The organism is Viridibacterium curvum (assembly GCF_039544165.1).
GTDB lineage: Bacteria > Pseudomonadota > Gammaproteobacteria > Burkholderiales > Rhodocyclaceae > Viridibacterium > Viridibacterium curvum.
This window is the reverse complement of the sequence record NZ_BAABLD010000017.1, coordinates 455,484-472,065: the sequence shown is the minus strand read 5'-3', so window position 1 is coordinate 472,065 and position 16,582 is coordinate 455,484. Positions and strand designations below refer to the sequence as shown.

The window sequence follows — 16,582 nt, the reverse complement described above, 5'->3', positions numbered from 1 at the left end:
GGCTTACTCCGGGTGATGCGTGGCAGTCGTGCTGCCATCGAAAGTCGGTTGGGAACAGGTGTCGTCACAGTCGCCGCAGGCGGTCGTTGGCGTGACGGAAAGAAAGTCGCCGGGCCGCCCCAAGACTTTCTTTGCCCCCTCGGGGGGCGGCTCGGCGCAGTTGGCCGAGCCGGGGGCTGTCTTGCTACCGCGCATGCGAAGCACTTCCTGTTCCAGTTCGCCGATGCGGTCGAGCAGGCAGCCGATGGCCTTGCCGACGGGGTCGGGCATCTGGTGGTGGTCGAGGTCGATGCCGCTGTCGGTGATGCGGCGCTGGCTGCGCGGCACAACCATGCGGCCGGGAATGCCGACCACGGTCATGCCGGCGGTGACGTCTTCGATGACCACCGAGTTGGCCGCCACGCGTGCGCGGTCGCCCACCGTGATGGCCCCGAGAATCTTCGCCCCTGCACCGACCACGACACCATGCCCCAGCGTGGGGTGGCGCTTGCCGGGGTTCCAGGTCGTGCCGCCGAGAGTGACGCCGTGATAGAGCGTCACGTCGTCACCGATCTCGGCTGTTTCGCCGATCACGACGCCGGCGCCGTGGTCGATGAAGAAGCGCCGGCCGATGGTGGCACCGGGGTGGATGTCGACGTTGGTGACGAGGCGCGCCACGAAGGAGATGAGGCGTGGCAGGTAGCGCAGATGCATCTTCCACATGGCATGAGCCAGGCGATGCAGCACGAGGGCCTGGATGCCGGGGTAGATGGTCAGCAGTTCGAGCGTGTTGCGCGCGGCAGGGTCACGCTGGAAGACGCAGGCCACGTCTTCGCGCAGCATGGCGAAGAGGCCGGGGCGGGCCTCATTCACCGAAGCGGCGGCCAGCGAGTCGCGGATCGAATGCTCGGGGCTCATGCGACTTCCTTGAGCGTGCGCGCAGCTTCGAGGTAGAACTGGGCGAGCGCCAGCGCGTCGGGTTCGCGCTTGGTCTGCATGGCGTAGTCGCGGATGCGCTCGATGATCTGCGCAGTTTCGAGTGCCGTCGGGTGCAGGCCCAGGCGCGCGTAGGCGGCTTGTACGGCATGCGAACCGGAGTGCTTGCCGAGCACGAGGCGATGCGCGCGGCCGAGTTCGGCGGGGTCGAAGCCCTGGTAGTTCTGCTGGTCTTTCATGAGGCCATCCACGTGGATGCCGGATTCATGCGTGAACACACCTTCTCCGACGATGCTCTTGTTGGGGGCGACCGGCCGGCCGGAGGCGGCTTCGACGAGGCGCGAGATGGGTAGCAGGCAGTGACTGTCAATGCCGACGTCTTCGCCATGGATGTGGCGCATGGCCATCACCACTTCTTCGAGCGGCGCATTGCCGGCGCGCTCGCCAAGGCCGTTAACCGTGGTGTTGGCGTGCGTCGCGCCGGCGCGGAACGCGGCCAGCGTGTTGGCCGTGGCCAGGCCCAGGTCGTTGTGGGCGTGCATCTCGATCTCGATATCGATGGCGCGGCGCAGCTTGCCGATCTGCTCCATCGTCGAGAAGGGGTCGAGAATGCCCAGCGTGTCGGCAAAGCGCAAGCGGATCGCGCCAGCCTCCTGCGCGGCTTCGGCAACGCGGCAGAGGAAGTCGATGTCGGCGCGCGAGGCATCTTCCATGCCGACGCTGACATCCATGCCGGTGGCGGCAGCACGCTCGACGTGGGGGCGGATCTGGTCAAGCACCCACTGGCGGTTACGCCGCAGCTTGCGTTCGATCTGCACATCCGAAACGGGGATCGAGAGATGTACGACATCGACATGGCAGCGCAGCGCCGCCTTGACGTCGGCATCCACCATGCGGCCCCACACCATCAGTTGCGCAGGCAGCCCCAGGGCAGCGATGCTGTTGATCACCTCGATCTCATCGGCGCCCATCGCGGGGATGCCGATCTCCATCTCGGTGACGCCGGCCTCCGACAGTGCCTGGGCGATGGCGCACTTCTCTTCAGCCGTGAACGACACCCCGGCGGTCTGTTCGCCGTCGCGCAAGGTCGTGTCATTGATGGTGAAAGCGGTCAGCATGTGAAACCCCCTTTGCGGGGACTTCAGCAAGCTGCATGCCATCCATCAAGGCATTGTTTTTATGCGACTAATTTTGCGTATGCCGACGAGGTGGCTGTGAGGAATGTGGGTTTTGTGTGGTGTCTGGCGTGGAAACACATCGCCCCGACATTCAGGTGTCAGGCGTCCTGTCCCACGGTGCCGGGTCCCCGCCAAAGCGGTCGGCGAGGAAGTCGACGAGCAGGCGCAGTGCCAGGGGCTGGTGCTGGCGCGAGAGGTAGATGGCGTGGATGCCGAGCGCTTCGGGTTGCTCGTCGGGCAGCAGCGCGACCAGGGCGCCGGTGCGCAGCTCGTCGCCCACGTAGTAGCTGGGCAGCATGCCGATGCCGGCGCCCGAGAGCACCGCGCGGCGCAGTACGGCCGTCTCGTTGGTGTGGAAGCTCCAGCGCACGGGCACTTCGATGAGCTCGTTGCCGCGCGTGAAGCGGTATTGCCGGCCGATGCCGAAGGCGTGCGCGATGCAGCGGTGCTGCTGGAGTGCGTCGAGGCTTTGCGGGGTGCCGTGGCGGGCAAGGTAGGCCGGCGAGGCGCAGAGGATGGAGCGGCAGCGCGCGAGTGGGCGCGTGATCATGGCGGGGTCGAGCGTGTTGGTGATGCGCACGGCCAGATCGACCCGCTCGCCCACCAGGTCGGCCGCACGGTCGCCCACCGAGAGGGCGATCTCGACCTGCGGGTACAGCGCCTGGAAGTCGACCAGGGCGGCGGTGAGCTGCGCATCGGCAAACGAACCGGCGCTGGCCACGCGCAGCACGCCGGCGGGCTCGCGGCTGCGCTCGGCGGCGAGGTGCTGCACGTCTTCGGCAATCTCCAGCATCTGGCGGCAGGCAGGCAAGGCGGCGAGGCCGGCATCGGTGAGGCTGACCTTGCGCGTGGTCCGGTGCAGCAGGCGCGCGCCAAACCAGCCCTCGATGGCGGCGAGGTAGCGGCTCACCATCGCGGCCGACATCTCCAGCTGTTCGGCAGCCTGGGTGAGGCTGGCCCGGTCTGCCACTTCTACGAACACGCGTACGGCGGTCAGTCTGTCCATTGCGACGATCCATGCAACAAATAATCAACTGTTGAGTACTTTATCTACCAATACGCAAAACTTAAAGTCCTCCTCGTCGCATCCCCGCACATTCATTCTTGAAGGAGATTCACATGTTCAGCATCAAGTTCAGCCCCCGGCAGATCGCCCGCTCCCTAGTTCCCGCCCTGGCCCTGGGCGTTGTCGCCAGCGGTGGCGCCAGCGCGCAGACCGCGCCGCTGACGCTGAAGGTCTACAACGCCGACGGCAACAGCTTCAACGTGAATGCCGTGGTGGTGAGCGGCAAGAGCGAAGCGGTGGTGATCGATAGCGGCTTCACCCGCGCCGACGCCCTGCGCGTGGCGGCCAATGTGCTCGACACGGGCAAGACGCTGAAGACCATCTTCATCAGCAATGCCGACCCGGATTTCTACTTTGGCGCCGAGACGCTGAAGCAGATCTTTCCGCAAGCGCAGGTGGTGACCACGCCGGCCGTGCGCGAGAAGATCGCCGCCAAGCTGGCTGGCAAGCTTGGCTTCTGGGGCCCCAAGATGGGCGCCAACGCGCCGCAACAGCCCATCGTGCCCGAAGCATTGAAGGGCACCACGCTCACGGTGGATGGCGAAACCATTGAAGTGCGAGGCACCACGGGTGAGCTGGCGCACCGCCCCTACACCTGGATTCCGTCGATCAAGGCGGTGGTGGGCAACATCGCGATCTTCGGCAATCTGCATGTGTGGACGGCCGACACGCAGAAGCCCAGCGAGCGCAGCGCCTGGTATGCGCAGCTCGACGAGATCGAAGCGCTCAAGCCCGCCACCGTGGTGCCCGGCCACATGGCCGCCGGTACGGCGCTGGATGCCGGCAACATTCGCTACACGCGGGATTACCTGAAGCGCTTCGATGCCGAGGCCGAGAAGGCGAAGACCGGCGCCGAGCTGATCGCGGCGATGCAGAAGGCTTACCCGGCTGCCGGCTTGGGCATCGCGCTGGATATTGGCGCCAAGGTGCGCAAGGGCGAGATGCAGTGGTGATAAAGCGATACGCTGAATGACAAAGCGCCCCTCGCTGGGGCGCTTTTGTCTTGCGCGCAAACGGTCGATCAGCCCGCCGCTTTTTCCACCGCAGGCGTTGCATCTTCCTGTTTGCGGAACACCCGCCGCAGCGCCAGCAGCAGGTCATCCATATACGTAAACACCACCGGCACGACCAGCAGGCTCAGCACGGTCGAGGTGAGCAGGCCGCCGATGACGACGATGGCCATGGGCTGGCGGAAGCTGGGATCGGCGCCTAGCCCTAAGGCAATCGGCAGCATGCCGGCGGCCATGGCGATGGTGGTCATGAGGATGGGCTGGGCGCGCTTGTGGCAGGCGTCCATCAGCGCGTCGAAGCGGCTCATGCCGTGCTCGCGGCGTGCCATGACGGCGTATTCGACGAGCAGGATGGAGTTCTTTGTCACTACGCCCATCAGCATCAGCAGGCCGATCACCGAGGGCATCGAGAAGCTGCTGTTCGTCACCAGGAGGGCGAATAGTGCGCCGCCGACTGACAAGGGCAGGGCGGCGAGGATGGTCGCGGGCTGCAGGAAGTCGTGGAACAGCAGCACCAGCACCGCATAGATGCAGAACACGCCAATGGCCATGGCAGCGGCGAAGCTGCCGAACAGTTCTGCCATGCGTTGCAACTCGCCTTGCTGGACTTCGTGAACGCCCGGCGGCAGTTGCTTCATCGAGGGCAGCTGGCGCACTTCCTTCATCACATCACCCAGCGTGCGGCCGGAGAGTTCAACGGACAGGGTGATGTTGCGTTCGCGGTCTAGCCGGTTGATTTGCGAGGGACCGCTGCCGAGTCGAATGTCGGCAACGCTCGAGAGCGCCACGTAGCCATTGCTGCCTTTCACGCGCAGCTGAGACAGGGTGTCCAGGTCGGCGCGGGCGGCCGGGTCGAGGCGCACGCGGATGGCGATCTGGCGTTGCGGCAGATTGAGCTTGGAGAGGCTGGCGGCGAAGTCGCCCGCCGTGGCGACGCGAATCGTGTCGGCCAGTGCGTTGGCGGTCACGCCAAGCGCCGAGGCGCGGGCGAAGTCCGGCTGGATCAGGACTTCGGGGCGTTGCAGGGCTGCGCCCGAGGTGACGTTGCCGACCCCCTTGAGCGTGCGCAGATCGCGTTCAACGTTTGCGGCGGCGCTGAGCAGCGCATTGCTGTCATCGCTGGCGAGCGTCAGTTCGAGTTTCTCGCCGCTGCCGCCGCGACCAACGTTCACCCTTGCGCCGGGCAAAGCCTTCATGACCTCGCGCATCTCGGCCTCGATGGCGGATTGCTTGCGATGCCGCTCGGAGCGCGGCGTGAGCTTGATGGTGAGCGTGGCTTTTCGTACGTCGCTGCTCACCACCGAACTGAAGCCGCCGCCGCTGGTCGAGGCGCCGACCAGGGTGAAGACCTGCTTCACGTCGGGCATGGTCATAAGGAGCTGTCGGGCCTGCTCCGCGACTGCGCTGGTCTCGGCCAGCGTGCTGCCGGGGGCGAGTTCGATGCTGACGCGCGTCTGGCTGTCGTCGGGTGGCGGCACGAAGCCAGTGGGCAGTCGCGGAATGATGGTCAGCGAGACGAGCAGGAAAAGCACCGCGGCGGCCACTGTCTTGAAGCGATGCGACAGGCAGCTTTTCACCCAGCCGAGGTACTTTGTCATCAGCCTGCTGTCCTGGTGCGCGTGCTGCTGCGGGCGCAGGAAGTAGGCTGCCATCATCGGCGTGAGCAGGCGTGCAACGACCAGCGAGGCCACCACGGCGACGGCTGCGGTGATGCCGAACTGGCGGAAGAACAGGCCCGCGATGCCGCTCATGAACGCCGTGGGCAGGAAGACGGCCACCAGGGTGAAGGTGGTGGCGATGACGGCGAGGCCGATCTCGTCGGCGGCTTCCATCGCGGCGTCGTAGGGTGATTTGCCCATGCGGATGTGGCGCACGATGTTTTCGATCTCGACGATGGCGTCATCGACGAGGATGCCGACCACCAGCGCCAGCGAGAGCAGGCTCAGCACGTTGAGGCTGAAGCCGAGGTAGTACATCGCGGCGAAGGTCGGGATGATCGACAACGGCAGAGCGGTGGCCGACACGATGGTGGCGCGCCAGTCGCGCAGGAACCACCACACCACGAGCACGGCGAGGATGGCGCCTTCGAGCAACAGGTGCATCGAGCCGAGGTAATTGTCGTTGATGCTGTCGACAGTGTTGTAGGCCTCCTTGATCTGCACTTGCGGATGGCTGGCCGAGAACCTGTCGATGGTCTCCTTGACGAGCCGCGCCACCGTGACCTGGCTGGTGCCCTTGTTGCGCGTGATCTGGAAGCCGATGACCTGCTTTCCGTCGATGAAGGCAAGGCTGCCGCGTTCGGCGATGCTGTCGCTGACGCGCGCAATCTGGTCGAGGCGCAGGTGGCGACCGTCAGACAGGGGAATGTTGAGTGCCGCAACGTCGGCCACGCTGCCTGCAGCGCCCAGTGTGCGCAGCGACTGCTGCGCGCCGCCGATGTCACCACGGCCACCCGATGCGTCCTGCTGTGTGAGCTTGAGCTGGCTGGAGACTTGGGACGCCGTGACACCCAGACCACTCATCAGTGCCGGGTCGAGGTCGACGTGCACCTCGCGGTCAACGCCGCCGATGCGCGAGACCTTGCCGACGCCCTTGACGGTCATCAGCGCTTTGGTGAGTTCGTTGTCGACGAGCCAGGAGAGTTCCTGTTCGTCGTAGCGATCCGAGGCGATGGTGTAGGTGACGATGGCACTGCCCGTCGTGGTGACTTTCGACACGGTGGGGGCGTTCATGCTGCTCGGCAGGTCAGCGCGCGCGCTGTCGACGGCGTTGCGCACTTCGTTGAGCGCTTCTTCGCCATTCTTTTCGAGCGCGAAAGAGACAGAGATCGACACCGAGCCATCGGTAATGGTGGTGACGATGTGATCCACGTTACCCAGCGTGGCGAGCTTGTCCTCGATCTTGCGCGCGACCTCGGTTTCCAGCTGCGCTGGCGCGGCACCCTCAAGGCTGGCGCTGACGATGATGGTGGGCAGGTCCATGTCCGGGAAGTCCTGGATCGGCAGGCCGCGCAGGCCAATGATGCCCAGAATGCTCAGCAGGACGAAGAGGAGCAGGGCCGGGACCGGATTGCGGATCGACCAGGAGGAGAAGTTCATGACTTCTCCTTGCCGGCTGTGGTGACGTTGACGCGGTCACCGTCCGACAGGAATGCCGCACCGTTCTCCACGAGCTGCGCCTGCGATGTGATGCCGTTGAGGATTTCAACGCGGTCGCCCTGGCGGCGACCGATGCTGACCTTGCGGCGCAGGGCGCGGCCGTCGTTGCCGACTTCGAACACGTAGCTCATGCCATCGCGCAGCACCACGGTGGATTGCGGTACGGTCAGCGCGGGCTGGTCACCCAGCTCGATGCGACCGCTGGCGTACATGCCGGCGCGTGCGGCGCTGCCGACGGGCAGACTGACGTAGGCAAAGGCGCGGCTGGTGTCGGTCGATAAGGTAGGCGCTGTGGCCCTTACCTTGCCACGCACTTCGGTACCGCCGGGTGTCGTGATGACGGCAAGCTGGCCTGCGCGTACGCGCGGCAGTTGCTGCGCGTCGAGCTCGGCGCGCCACTCGAAGCGGTTCTGCCGCACCAGGCGATAGAGCTCTTCGCCGGACGAGACGACCTTGCCCAGCGTGGCCGTACGCGCGGTGATGACGCCATCATCGACGGCGGTCACACGGGTGCGGGCGAGGGTGACACGCTGGGCGTCGAGCTGGGCCTGCGCCGAGTCGACGTTGGCCTGCGCGGTCTGCTCGTTGCTGAGGTAGTTGCTGATCTGCTGCTCGGAGAGTGCGCCGCTGCCTTTGACGGCGCGCGCACGTTCGGCATCGGCATGCGCTTGCGCGAGGCTGGCGCGCGCTGAGGCGAGTGCGGCTTCGAATTTGCGCAGGTCGGCGTTGACCGAATCCTGCGCCAGCTCGGCAAGCAGCTCGCCGCGCTTCACCTGATCACCCACATCGGCATGCAGGGCCATGATGCGCAGGCCGCCGGTCTCGGCGCTGACGATGCCTTCCTGCCAGGCGGCAATCGGCCCGTTGGCCTGCAAGGTGAGTGGCCAGGTCTGCTGGCTGGGTGTCACGAGGGTGACTGCCATGACGGCGTTGGGCGCTGCCGCAACGACCGGGTTTGGTGCGGGCTTGCGGGCGATGAGGAGCGCGGCGCCGCCGAGGGTGGCGAGCACGGCGATGGCGATGAGTCCGTTGCGGAGGGGCTTGTTCATGGTGCGTTCAAATCCGGGGAGGTGGTGCTTGTTCGGTGCTTGCTTTGCTGGGTGCGTCTGCCTGCCAGCCGCCACCCATGGCCTTGTAGAGAGCGATCCAGTATTCGACGCGCGCCTGCTGCAGGCTGATCAGGTTTAGCTCGGCGGTGATGGCGTTGCGGCGCGCGGTTTCGAGGTTGAGCAGGCTGGTGCCGCCGGCGCGCCAGTTCGCCTCGCTGGCCGTGACGTAGGCGCGATAGCCCTCAGCGCTGCGGCGCGCATCGTCTTCTCGGCGCACCGCGCCATCGAGGCGCACAAGAGCTTGTTCGACCTCCTTCACGGCGGTGCGTACCGATGACTTGTAGGTGGCGAGGGCCGAGTCGTAGTTGGCGCGTGCGGCTTCGACCTTGGCGGCGAGCGCACCACCGTTGAAGACGGGGATGGTCAGCGTCGGGCCGAACGACCAGGGCAGGCTGCTGGTGCCGCTGCTGGCTGACAGGCTGATCGAACCGTTGAGCGTCAGGCTGGGGTAGCGCGCGGCTTCGGCGACCCCGATCTGTGCGCTGGCCGAGGCGACGGCACGTTCTGCCGAGACAAGGTCGGGTCGTTGCGTAAGCAGTTGCGCGGGCACGCTGTCGACCGTACGTGTGGCCGGTTGCGGCAAGGTGGCCGGGCGGCTGCCCAACAGGCTGCGCACGCGGCTCTCATCGAGCCCGCTGAGGGCCACCAGTGACTTGATGCTGACCTCGCATTCGGCCGCTTGCGCAATCGCACTGGCGGATGCGCTGGCCGCGCCTGCATCGGCGAGCGAGCCATCGGCAGGTGCGGTGAAGCCGGCCTTGACCGACAGCTGCGTCAGTTCGGCCGTGGCGCGTTGCGAGCGCAGTGTGTCTTCATAGGCGGAGAGCTTGAGCTGGCAGGCGCGATAACCCACGTAAGTCGTGGCCACCTCGGCGGCGAGCGAAATACGCGCGTCGTGCCAGTCGGCTTCGCGCGCGTCGCGCAGGGCGCTGCCTGATTCCACCGAGCGACGCGTGCCGCCGAACAGGTCGAGTTCCCAGCTGGCATCGAGGCGCCCCGTGGTGGTCGTGACCGGCATTGCCCCGTTGCCTTGCTTGGTGCCGCTTTGCGTCGAGGATGTCGTGCCCTTGACCGTGGGCAGCTCTGCGGCGCCTGCGCTGCGCAGGTTGGCGCGGGCGAGGCGGATCGCCGCGCTGGCCTTGTCCAGCGACGGGCTGTCGGCTTGCGCGGCGCGCTGCAACTCATCAAGCACGGGGTCCTGGAACTGCGCCCACCAATTGCCGAGCTGGTCGAGCTGTCCGTCGTGGGGCAGGGGGGCCTGCCATTGCGTGGGTGTGGCGATGTCGGGCCGGCGATAGTCGGGGCCGACAGCGCAGGCGGCGAGCAGCAGGCTCAGGGCCATGCCGGCAAGAGGACAGCGGGGAAAAGTGCGGGAGGTTTTCTGCATGGGTGATGTGGGTCTTGCCCGGAGCCCGAGTCTGACGGGGCGAGGCGGCGTGCGTGTTGCAGGGATGTAAGCAATCTTTCTGAGGCGTTACACGGAAGCGATGGCGTGGTGCGAGCCTGTGCGACGTTACCGAGCCTGCAGCATAGGGCTTTGTGATTGTGCGATATAGTGGAATTAATCAAATTAACAATCCCATTTGGTGAGGCAATGCTCGACAAGCTGCGCAGCATGGCGGTGTTCGCCAAGGTGGTGGAGCTGGGCTCGTTCCGGCGCGCAGCCGAGGCGCTGGACCTTTCTGCTTCGGTGGTCAGCCATCACGTGGCAACGCTCGAAAAGCAGATCGGCGTCACGCTGCTGTATCGCTCGACCCGCCATCTCTCGCCTACGCCCGATGGCGCAAGGCTCTACGAGTCCTGCCTGGCGATGGTGCAATCGGCCGAGGCCGGCCTCAGCGCGATGGCCAGCGAATCAGCGGCCTTGAACGGGCGTCTGTGGTTCATCGCGCCGGGGCCGTTTGCAAGCCCGCGCTTCCTGGCCAGCGTGGCGGACTTCGCGCGCCTGCATCCGCAGCTGCAGATACGCGTCGACTTTGACGACAGACCACGCAACATCGTGCAGGAGGGTATCGACCTCGCGATCCGCTTCGGCGAGCAACCTGATTCTTCACTCGTCTCGCGCAAGCTGTTCGATGCGCCACGCCGCATCTTCGCCTCCCCGGATTATCTGGCGCGCTGTGGCGAGCCGCAGCATCCAGCCGATCTGGCGCAGCACGAGTGGGTCAGCATCGGCGCCGAGCAGAGCGTGGACATGGCCAGCGCCAACGAGCTGTACAAGGCCGTGCCGATCCGAGCGCGCATGATCGTCAGCAACGGGGTGGTGCAGCGTCAACTCGGTTGCGAAGGCCTCGGACTCATCCTGCTACCGGCCTTCATCGTGCAGGAGGAATTGCAGCAGGGCCTGCTGCGCGAAGTTCTGCCGGGCTGGGAGTCTGCCGGGGCAGGCTGCTACGCGCTGTTCCCGGCTCGCGTGGGGGCCAATTCGGCGTCGCGAAGGTTTGTGGACTTCCTGATGGAGCGAATCCTTCAGGCCAGCGAGATCAAGGCAGCAGGGCGGAGGTCGGACTGAGCACAAGCTCGTGCATCAGGTGCAGCCGGGACCGTCAATGGTCCACTCGATGGGAATCTCTTTCGTGGTGTTGTCCGGAAAAATCACGCCTTCACCTGAGGTTGTGCTGCAGAAGTCGCCATGCACGAAATCGCCCGGTACATCACGGAACATCATGACGCCGGGGTGCGGCTTCCTGTTGCCCGGTTTGAACCACAGTGCGCCCGGAGCGCCGCCCTTGCCTGGCGCAAAGCGCCATGGACCGGGCACCAGCAGCGGACCGAGCGCCTTGAGATTGCTCGTGTCGGTGATGTCCCAGGAGCCATCACGAAACAGGGCATCGCCGCCCATGATGATCGTGAAGCTGAAGCTGCCATCCTTGGCGCGGACGCGGTAGCGGTTGGACATGATGTTTCCTGTGGCGGACGAGTAGCTTCATGGTGGCGACAGAAAGTGCGCCCTGCCCGGGGATTGCCCATTGGGGACGGAGAAAAGCGTAGGTTGAGCTGACGAAGGAAGCCCAACATTTCTATGGACGCACGCTGTGTTGGGCTTCGCTGTGCTCAGTCCAACCTGCGCAATTCACTCCCGCGCCAGATTCCGCGTATGCATCGGGATCTCGATGGTCACGTCCGCCGTACCCAGCTTGACGCAACACGACAGGCGAGAGCTGGGTTCGAGGCCCCAGGCGTCGTCGAGCTGGTCTTCTTCGTCATCGCTGGCTTCGTTCAGGGTGTGGGCGCCCTGACGGATGTAGACGTGGCAGGTGGCGCAGGCGGTCACCTTTTCGCAGGCGTGTTCGATCTCGATGTGGTTCGCCAGCAGGGTGTCGCAGATGGTCTTGCCAGCCACGATGGGCAGGCGTGCGCCGGTGGGGCAGAGATCGGGGTGGGGCAGGACGGTCAGCGTGGCGCTCATGTGCGAACCTCAGGTGAGTGCTTCGAGGGTCTGGCCCGACAGCGCCTTGCGGATGCCGGCGTCCATGCGGCGTTCGGCAAACGTCGTGGTGGCCTGGTTCAGCGCGTCGGTGGCGCGTTTGAGGATGGTGGTGTCGGTGCCGCTTTCGAGTTGTTCGGCGAGCGCGTACATGGCTTGCTGGATGGCGGTGTATTCGTCATGGCTGAGCAGGGCGTGGCCGTCTTCCTGCAGGGCGGCTTCGGTGGCGTCGAGCAGGCGGCGGCCGTCGACCTGGGCTTCGCGCAGCATGCGCGCCGCGGTGTCGATCTCGGCCTTGCCGTAGGCGTCGAGCAGCATGTTGGTGACCTGGTCATCAGAGAGCCCGTAGGAGGGCTTGACCTGGATCTGCGCTTCGACGCCCGATGTTTCCTCGCGTGCCGAGACGGACAGCAGACCATCGGCATCGATCTGGAAGGTCACGCGGATGCGTGCGGCGCCGGCCACCATCGGCGGGATGCCGCGCAGCTCGAAGCGCGCCAGAGAGCGACAGTCGCTGACCAGCTCGCGTTCGCCCTGCAGCACGTGGATGGCCATGGCGGTCTGGCCGTCCTTGAAGGTGGTGAACTCCTGCGCGCGTGCGGTGGGGATGGTGGAGTTGCGCGGGATGACTTTCTCGACGAGACCGCCCATGGTCTCCAGCCCCAGCGAGAGCGGACAGACGTCGAGCAGCAGCCAGTTGTCGCCATCGCCCGTGCCTCGGTTGCCAGCGAGGATGTTGGCCTGCATGGCGGCGCCGAGGGCCACCACTTCGTCGGGGTTGAGGTTGGTGAGCGGTTCGCGATTGAACAGCTTGCCGACGGCCTCGCGCACTTGCGGCATGCGCGTCGAGCCGCCGACCATGACGACGCCGTCGACTTCATCTGCCCGCACGCCAGCGTCTCGCAGTGCCTTGCGTACTGGGGCAAGGCTGCGCGAGACGAGTTCCTGCGTCATCGCCTGGAAAGCCTCGCGTGTGAGTGTGAAGTTGAACGGGTGTCCGTTCGACAGCGTCCCCGTGACTTGAGTATCGAGTGCACTCGACAGCGCCTCCTTTGCGGCTCGTGCCTGCGCCAGCATCATGCGCGTGTCGTTGGGGGAGGGCGCTGCGAGTGCGAGGCTCTGGCCGAGTTGCTGTCTGATCCAGTCAGCAATCCGGTGGTCGAAATCGTCGCCGCCCAGCGCAGCGTCGCCCGAAGTGGCGAGCACTTCGAAGACGCCGCGTGAGAGTCTGAGTATGGAAATGTCGAAGGTGCCGCCGCCCAGGTCGTAGATGGCGAAGACGCCTTCGGAGCCGTTGTCGAGCCCGTAGGCAATTGCGGCGGCGGTAGGCTCATTGAGCAGGCGCAGCACGTTGAGGCCGGCGAGGCGCGCGGCGTCCTTGGTGGCCTGGCGCTGGGCGTCGTCGAAGTAGGCCGGCACGGTGATGACCGCACCAACGAGGTCGCCCCCCAACGAGGCTTCGGCGCGCTCGCGCAGGGCTTTCAATATCTCGGCCGAGACTTCGACCGGTGACTTGGCGCCGGCGCGCGTGTTGAGGCTCACCATGCCGGCGGTGTCGAGCAGGTCATAAGGAGTCTGCGCGTCACCGAGGTCAGCCAGGCGGCGGCCCATGAAGCGCTTGACCGACACGATGGTGTTGCGCGGATCTGCCACCTGTTCGGCCTGTGCGGCATGGCCGACCACGATGGGCGAGGAATCTTCTGCCGGCGTGTCGAGGTAGCGCACGACCGAGGGCAGCAGCATGCGGCCTTCGGCATCGGGCAGCACCCTGGTGATGCCGCTGGCCACCGTGGCAACCAGCGAGTTGGTTGTGCCGAGGTCGATGCCGACAGCAAGGCGGTGCTGGTGCGGGGCGGCGGAGAGGCCGGGTTCGGCAATCTGCAGCAGGGCCATGGTGATGCTCCGTGGTGATGCGTGTGTCCGGGGTGTGACGTTGGCCGGGCCTCACCCGTCAGGGGTGGAGAGGGGTCGCGCTTCTGGCGCTCCCCTGACAGGCGAGACCGGGGTGATGAGGCTTGCCGTCAGACCGCGAAGCTTTCCCCGCAGCCACAGCTTGCCGTGGCATTGGGGTTGTGGAACTTGAAGCCTTCGTTGAGGCCTTCGCGCACGAAGTCGAGCTCGGTGCCGTCCAGGATCACGTGGCTCTTGGGGTCCACGATGATGGTCACGCCATTGCTCTCGAAGAGCTGGTCTTCGGGCTCGGGCTTGTCGACAAACTCCAGTGCATAGGCAAAGCCGGAACAGCCACTGGTCTTGACAGCCAGGCGCAAGCCGACGCCGCCACCGCGCTTGGCGAGGCTCTTCTGCACGTGGATTGCTGCTTTGGGACTGACGGTGATCATGGTGGGCCTCCGTGGATCAGACCGAGAACGAGCTGCCGCAGCCACAGGTCGAGGTGGCGTTGGGGTTGCGGATCACGAAGCGCGAGCCTTCGAGACCATCTTCGTAATCGATTTCGGCGCCCATGAGGTATTGCATGCTCATGGCATCGACAACCATGGTCACGCCGGACTTCTCGAAGCTCATGTCGTCTTCCTTGAGCTCCTCTTCAAAAGCGAAGCCATAGGAAAAGCCCGAACAGCCGCCGCCGGTCACATAGACGCGCAGCTTGAGGGCAGGGTTGCCTTCTTCGGCAATCAGTTCGGCAACCTTGGCCGCAGCGGCGTCCATGAACTTGATGGGCGAGGCGACGATTTCTTCAGCAACTGCGTTCATTGCGGTGTTCCTTTCAGGCAGCTTGTTGGACTTCAACCGAAGGGCAGGCTGCAGCGCCGTCCTGCTTGGCGCGGAAGTCTGCGACGGCGGCCTTGATGGCGTCTTCGGCGAGGATGGAGCAGTGGATCTTGACGGGCGGCAGGGCCAGCTCTTCGGCGATGTCGGTGTTCTTGATGGCGAGCGCTTCGTCGAGCGTCTTGCCCTTGACCCATTCGGTCACCAGCGAGCTCGAAGCGATGGCCGAGCCGCAGCCGTAGGTCTTGAACTTGGCGTCTTCGATCACGCCTTGGGCATTCACCTTGATCTGCAGCTTCATCACGTCGCCGCAGGCTGGTGCGCCGACCATGCCGGTGCCGACGCCATCGTCGTCAGCGGCCATCGAGCCGACGTTGCGGGGATTGTCGTAGTGATCCAGTACCTTGTCGCTGTATGCCATGTTTAACTCCTTCGGGTGAGGAGTGAGGAGTAATGAGTGAGGAGGGCAGGTATCCGGGCGGCGATGCCGCCCGCAAAATTCAACTCCTGACGCCTCACTCCTGACTCTTCACTGATTGATCAATGTTCGGCCCACTGCACGGTATTGAGGTCGATGCCGGCGCAGTGCATGTCCCACAGGGGCGAGAGTTCACGCAGTTTGCCAACCGCGCCGGAGATCATTCCGATGACGGCGTCGACTTCCTGCACTGTGGTGAAGCGGCCGATCGAGAAGCGGATCGAGCTGTGGGCGAGTTCGTCGCTGCGGCCCAGGGCGCGCAGCACGTATGAGGGTTCCAGCGAAGCCGAGGTACAGGCCGATCCGGACGAGACCGCAACGTCCTTGATGCCCATCAGCAGCGACTCGCCTTCGACGAAGTTGAAGCTCATGTTCAGGTTGTGCGGTACGCGGTGTTCGAGGTCGCCGTTGATGAAGGTCTGATCCATCTTCTGCAGGCCGGTCATGAGGCGGTCGCGCAGCCAGCGGATGCGCTCGTTGTCGGTGCCCATGCATTCGCGGGCCAGCCAGAAAGCTTCGCCCATGCCGACGATCTGGTGCGTCGGCAGGGTGCCCGAACGCATGCCGCGTTCGTGACCGCCGCCGTGGATCATGGCTTCGATGCGTACGCGCGGCTTGCGGCACACGTAGAGCGCGCCGATGCCCTTGGGGCCGTAGGTCTTGTGTGCCGAGAACGACATCAGGTCGACCGGCAGGTTGTCGAGATCGATCTCGACCTTGCCGGTGGCCTGTGCGGCATCGACGTGGAAGATCACGCCCTTGTCGCGACAGATGGTGCCGAGTGCGGCGATGTCCTGGATCACGCCGATCTCGTTGTTCACCAGCATCACCGAGGCAAGGATGGTGTCGGGGCGGATCGCGGCCTTGAAGGCGTCGATGTCGAGCAGGCCGTTTTCGAGCACGTCGAGATAGGTGACTTCGAAGCCGTCGCGTTCGAGTTCGCGGCAGGTGTCGAGCACGGCCTTGTGCTCGGTCTTGACGGTGATGAGGTGCTTGCCACGCGCCGAGTGGAAACGCGCCACGCCCTTGATGGCGAGGTTGTTCGATTCGGTGGCACCCGAGGTCCACACGATCTCGCGCGGGTCGGCGCCGACCAGTGCAGCGACCTGTTCGCGCGCAATCTCGACGACTTCTTCAGCAGCCCAACCATAGCTGTGCGAGCGGCTAGCCGGGTTGCCGAAGTTGTCGAACAGCCAGGGCACCATCTTCGCGACGACGCGCGGGTCGACCGGTGTGGTGGCGGAGTAATCGAGATAGATCGGGCGGTTCGTCATGCTGCTTCTCCTGCGTTCAATCCGATGTTCGACGTGGGCAGTTCGTTGTGTCGTGCTGCCTTGCAACAGCCTTGAGCAACTTTGGGGCCAGTTCCGAAATTTGATCCAGATCAAACATTTACGGCCGTCGCGACACGCTCGCGCGCGCGAGGCTCGTGTGGCGTGTCGAATTTGTCGGATAGCTGACGCGGCCTGCGTTGCGGTGGACCTTGCCTGCTGCGTTGTGCCAACGCCCCC

The 16,582-nt window shown here is 65.2% G+C and carries 15 protein-coding genes; 2 read left to right on the top strand and 13 right to left on the bottom strand.

The features are described from left to right. Window positions 1–3: 3 nt before the first annotated feature. The 3 genes from cysE to ABEA02_RS18570 form a co-directional block, all read right to left on the bottom strand. Window positions 4–897, bottom strand: a complete 894-nt coding sequence (gene cysE / locus ABEA02_RS18580) for a serine O-acetyltransferase (protein ID WP_345534595.1) — start codon at window positions 895–897, stop codon at window positions 4–6. Then, window positions 894–2,033 carry a homocitrate synthase gene (gene nifV, locus ABEA02_RS18575; RefSeq protein ID WP_345534594.1) on the bottom strand — a complete coding sequence of 380 codons (1,140 nt, stop codon included), beginning with the start codon at window positions 2,031–2,033 and terminating at the stop codon, window positions 894–896. Before nifV ends, cysE begins: the two co-directional genes overlap by 4 nt. 151 nt (window positions 2,034–2,184) lie before the next feature. Further along, a complete protein-coding gene (locus ABEA02_RS18570) occupies window positions 2,185–3,099 on the bottom strand; it encodes a LysR family transcriptional regulator (protein WP_345534593.1) in 915 nt (304 codons plus the stop codon). Between the two features lie 113 nt (window positions 3,100–3,212). Between ABEA02_RS18570 and ABEA02_RS18565 the strand changes: the two genes are divergently transcribed. Further along, window positions 3,213–4,112: an MBL fold metallo-hydrolase gene (locus ABEA02_RS18565; RefSeq protein WP_345534592.1), complete on the top strand. Its 900-nt coding sequence runs from the start codon at window positions 3,213–3,215 to the stop codon at window positions 4,110–4,112. Between the two features lie 68 nt (window positions 4,113–4,180). Here ABEA02_RS18565 and ABEA02_RS18560 read toward each other — a convergent pair whose 3' ends face one another. The 3 genes from ABEA02_RS18560 to ABEA02_RS18550 are packed head-to-tail and all read right to left on the bottom strand — an operon-like array spanning window position 4,181 to window position 9,823. Further along, the gene (locus ABEA02_RS18560; RefSeq protein WP_345534591.1) at window positions 4,181–7,267 is read right to left on the bottom strand and encodes an efflux RND transporter permease subunit; all 3,087 of its coding nucleotides are present in this window, start codon (window positions 7,265–7,267) and stop codon (window positions 4,181–4,183) included. Then, window positions 7,264–8,376, bottom strand: a complete 1,113-nt coding sequence (locus tag ABEA02_RS18555; protein ID WP_345534590.1) for an efflux RND transporter periplasmic adaptor subunit — start codon at window positions 8,374–8,376, stop codon at window positions 7,264–7,266. The genes ABEA02_RS18560 and ABEA02_RS18555 overlap by 4 nt, the downstream gene beginning before the upstream one ends. Window positions 8,377–8,383: 7 nt before the next feature. Further along, window positions 8,384–9,823, bottom strand: a complete 1,440-nt coding sequence (locus ABEA02_RS18550) for an efflux transporter outer membrane subunit (protein WP_345534589.1) — start codon at window positions 9,821–9,823, stop codon at window positions 8,384–8,386. Window positions 9,824–10,030: 207 nt separating this feature from the next. Here ABEA02_RS18550 and ABEA02_RS18545 point away from each other — a divergent pair, with 207 nt between their 5' ends. Further along, the gene (locus ABEA02_RS18545; protein ID WP_345534588.1) at window positions 10,031–10,948 is read left to right on the top strand and encodes a LysR family transcriptional regulator; all 918 of its coding nucleotides are present in this window, start codon (window positions 10,031–10,033) and stop codon (window positions 10,946–10,948) included. Between the two features lie 15 nt (window positions 10,949–10,963). On the opposite strand, the gene ABEA02_RS18540 is transcribed toward ABEA02_RS18545, so the two are convergent. The 7 genes from ABEA02_RS18540 to ABEA02_RS18510 form a co-directional block, all read right to left on the bottom strand. Then, complete coding sequence (locus tag ABEA02_RS18540) at window positions 10,964–11,335, bottom strand: hypothetical protein (RefSeq protein WP_345534587.1); 372 nt, start codon at window positions 11,333–11,335, stop codon at window positions 10,964–10,966. A gap of 174 nt (window positions 11,336–11,509) precedes the next feature. Beyond that, window positions 11,510–11,845: an ISC system 2Fe-2S type ferredoxin gene (gene fdx / locus ABEA02_RS18535; RefSeq protein WP_345534586.1), complete on the bottom strand. Its 336-nt coding sequence runs from the start codon at window positions 11,843–11,845 to the stop codon at window positions 11,510–11,512. 9 nt (window positions 11,846–11,854) lie between these two features. Further along, the gene (hscA, locus tag ABEA02_RS18530; RefSeq protein WP_345534585.1) at window positions 11,855–13,756 is read right to left on the bottom strand and encodes a Fe-S protein assembly chaperone HscA; all 1,902 of its coding nucleotides are present in this window, start codon (window positions 13,754–13,756) and stop codon (window positions 11,855–11,857) included. A gap of 128 nt (window positions 13,757–13,884) precedes the next feature. Then, entirely contained in the window at window positions 13,885–14,205 is a 321-nt protein-coding gene (gene iscA / locus ABEA02_RS18525; RefSeq protein WP_345534584.1) for an iron-sulfur cluster assembly protein IscA, read from the bottom strand. A gap of 16 nt (window positions 14,206–14,221) precedes the next feature. Beyond that, entirely contained in the window at window positions 14,222–14,578 is a 357-nt protein-coding gene (gene erpA, locus ABEA02_RS18520) for an iron-sulfur cluster insertion protein ErpA (RefSeq protein ID WP_345534583.1), read from the bottom strand. 13 nt (window positions 14,579–14,591) lie between these two features. Further along, window positions 14,592–15,014, bottom strand: coding sequence for a Fe-S cluster assembly scaffold IscU (gene iscU / locus ABEA02_RS18515; RefSeq protein ID WP_345534582.1), 423 nt, complete (start codon window positions 15,012–15,014; stop codon window positions 14,592–14,594). Between the two features lie 119 nt (window positions 15,015–15,133). Beyond that, window positions 15,134–16,345 carry an IscS subfamily cysteine desulfurase gene (locus ABEA02_RS18510; RefSeq protein WP_345534581.1) on the bottom strand — a complete coding sequence of 404 codons (1,212 nt, stop codon included), beginning with the start codon at window positions 16,343–16,345 and terminating at the stop codon, window positions 15,134–15,136. Window positions 16,346–16,582: the final 237 nt, after the last annotated feature.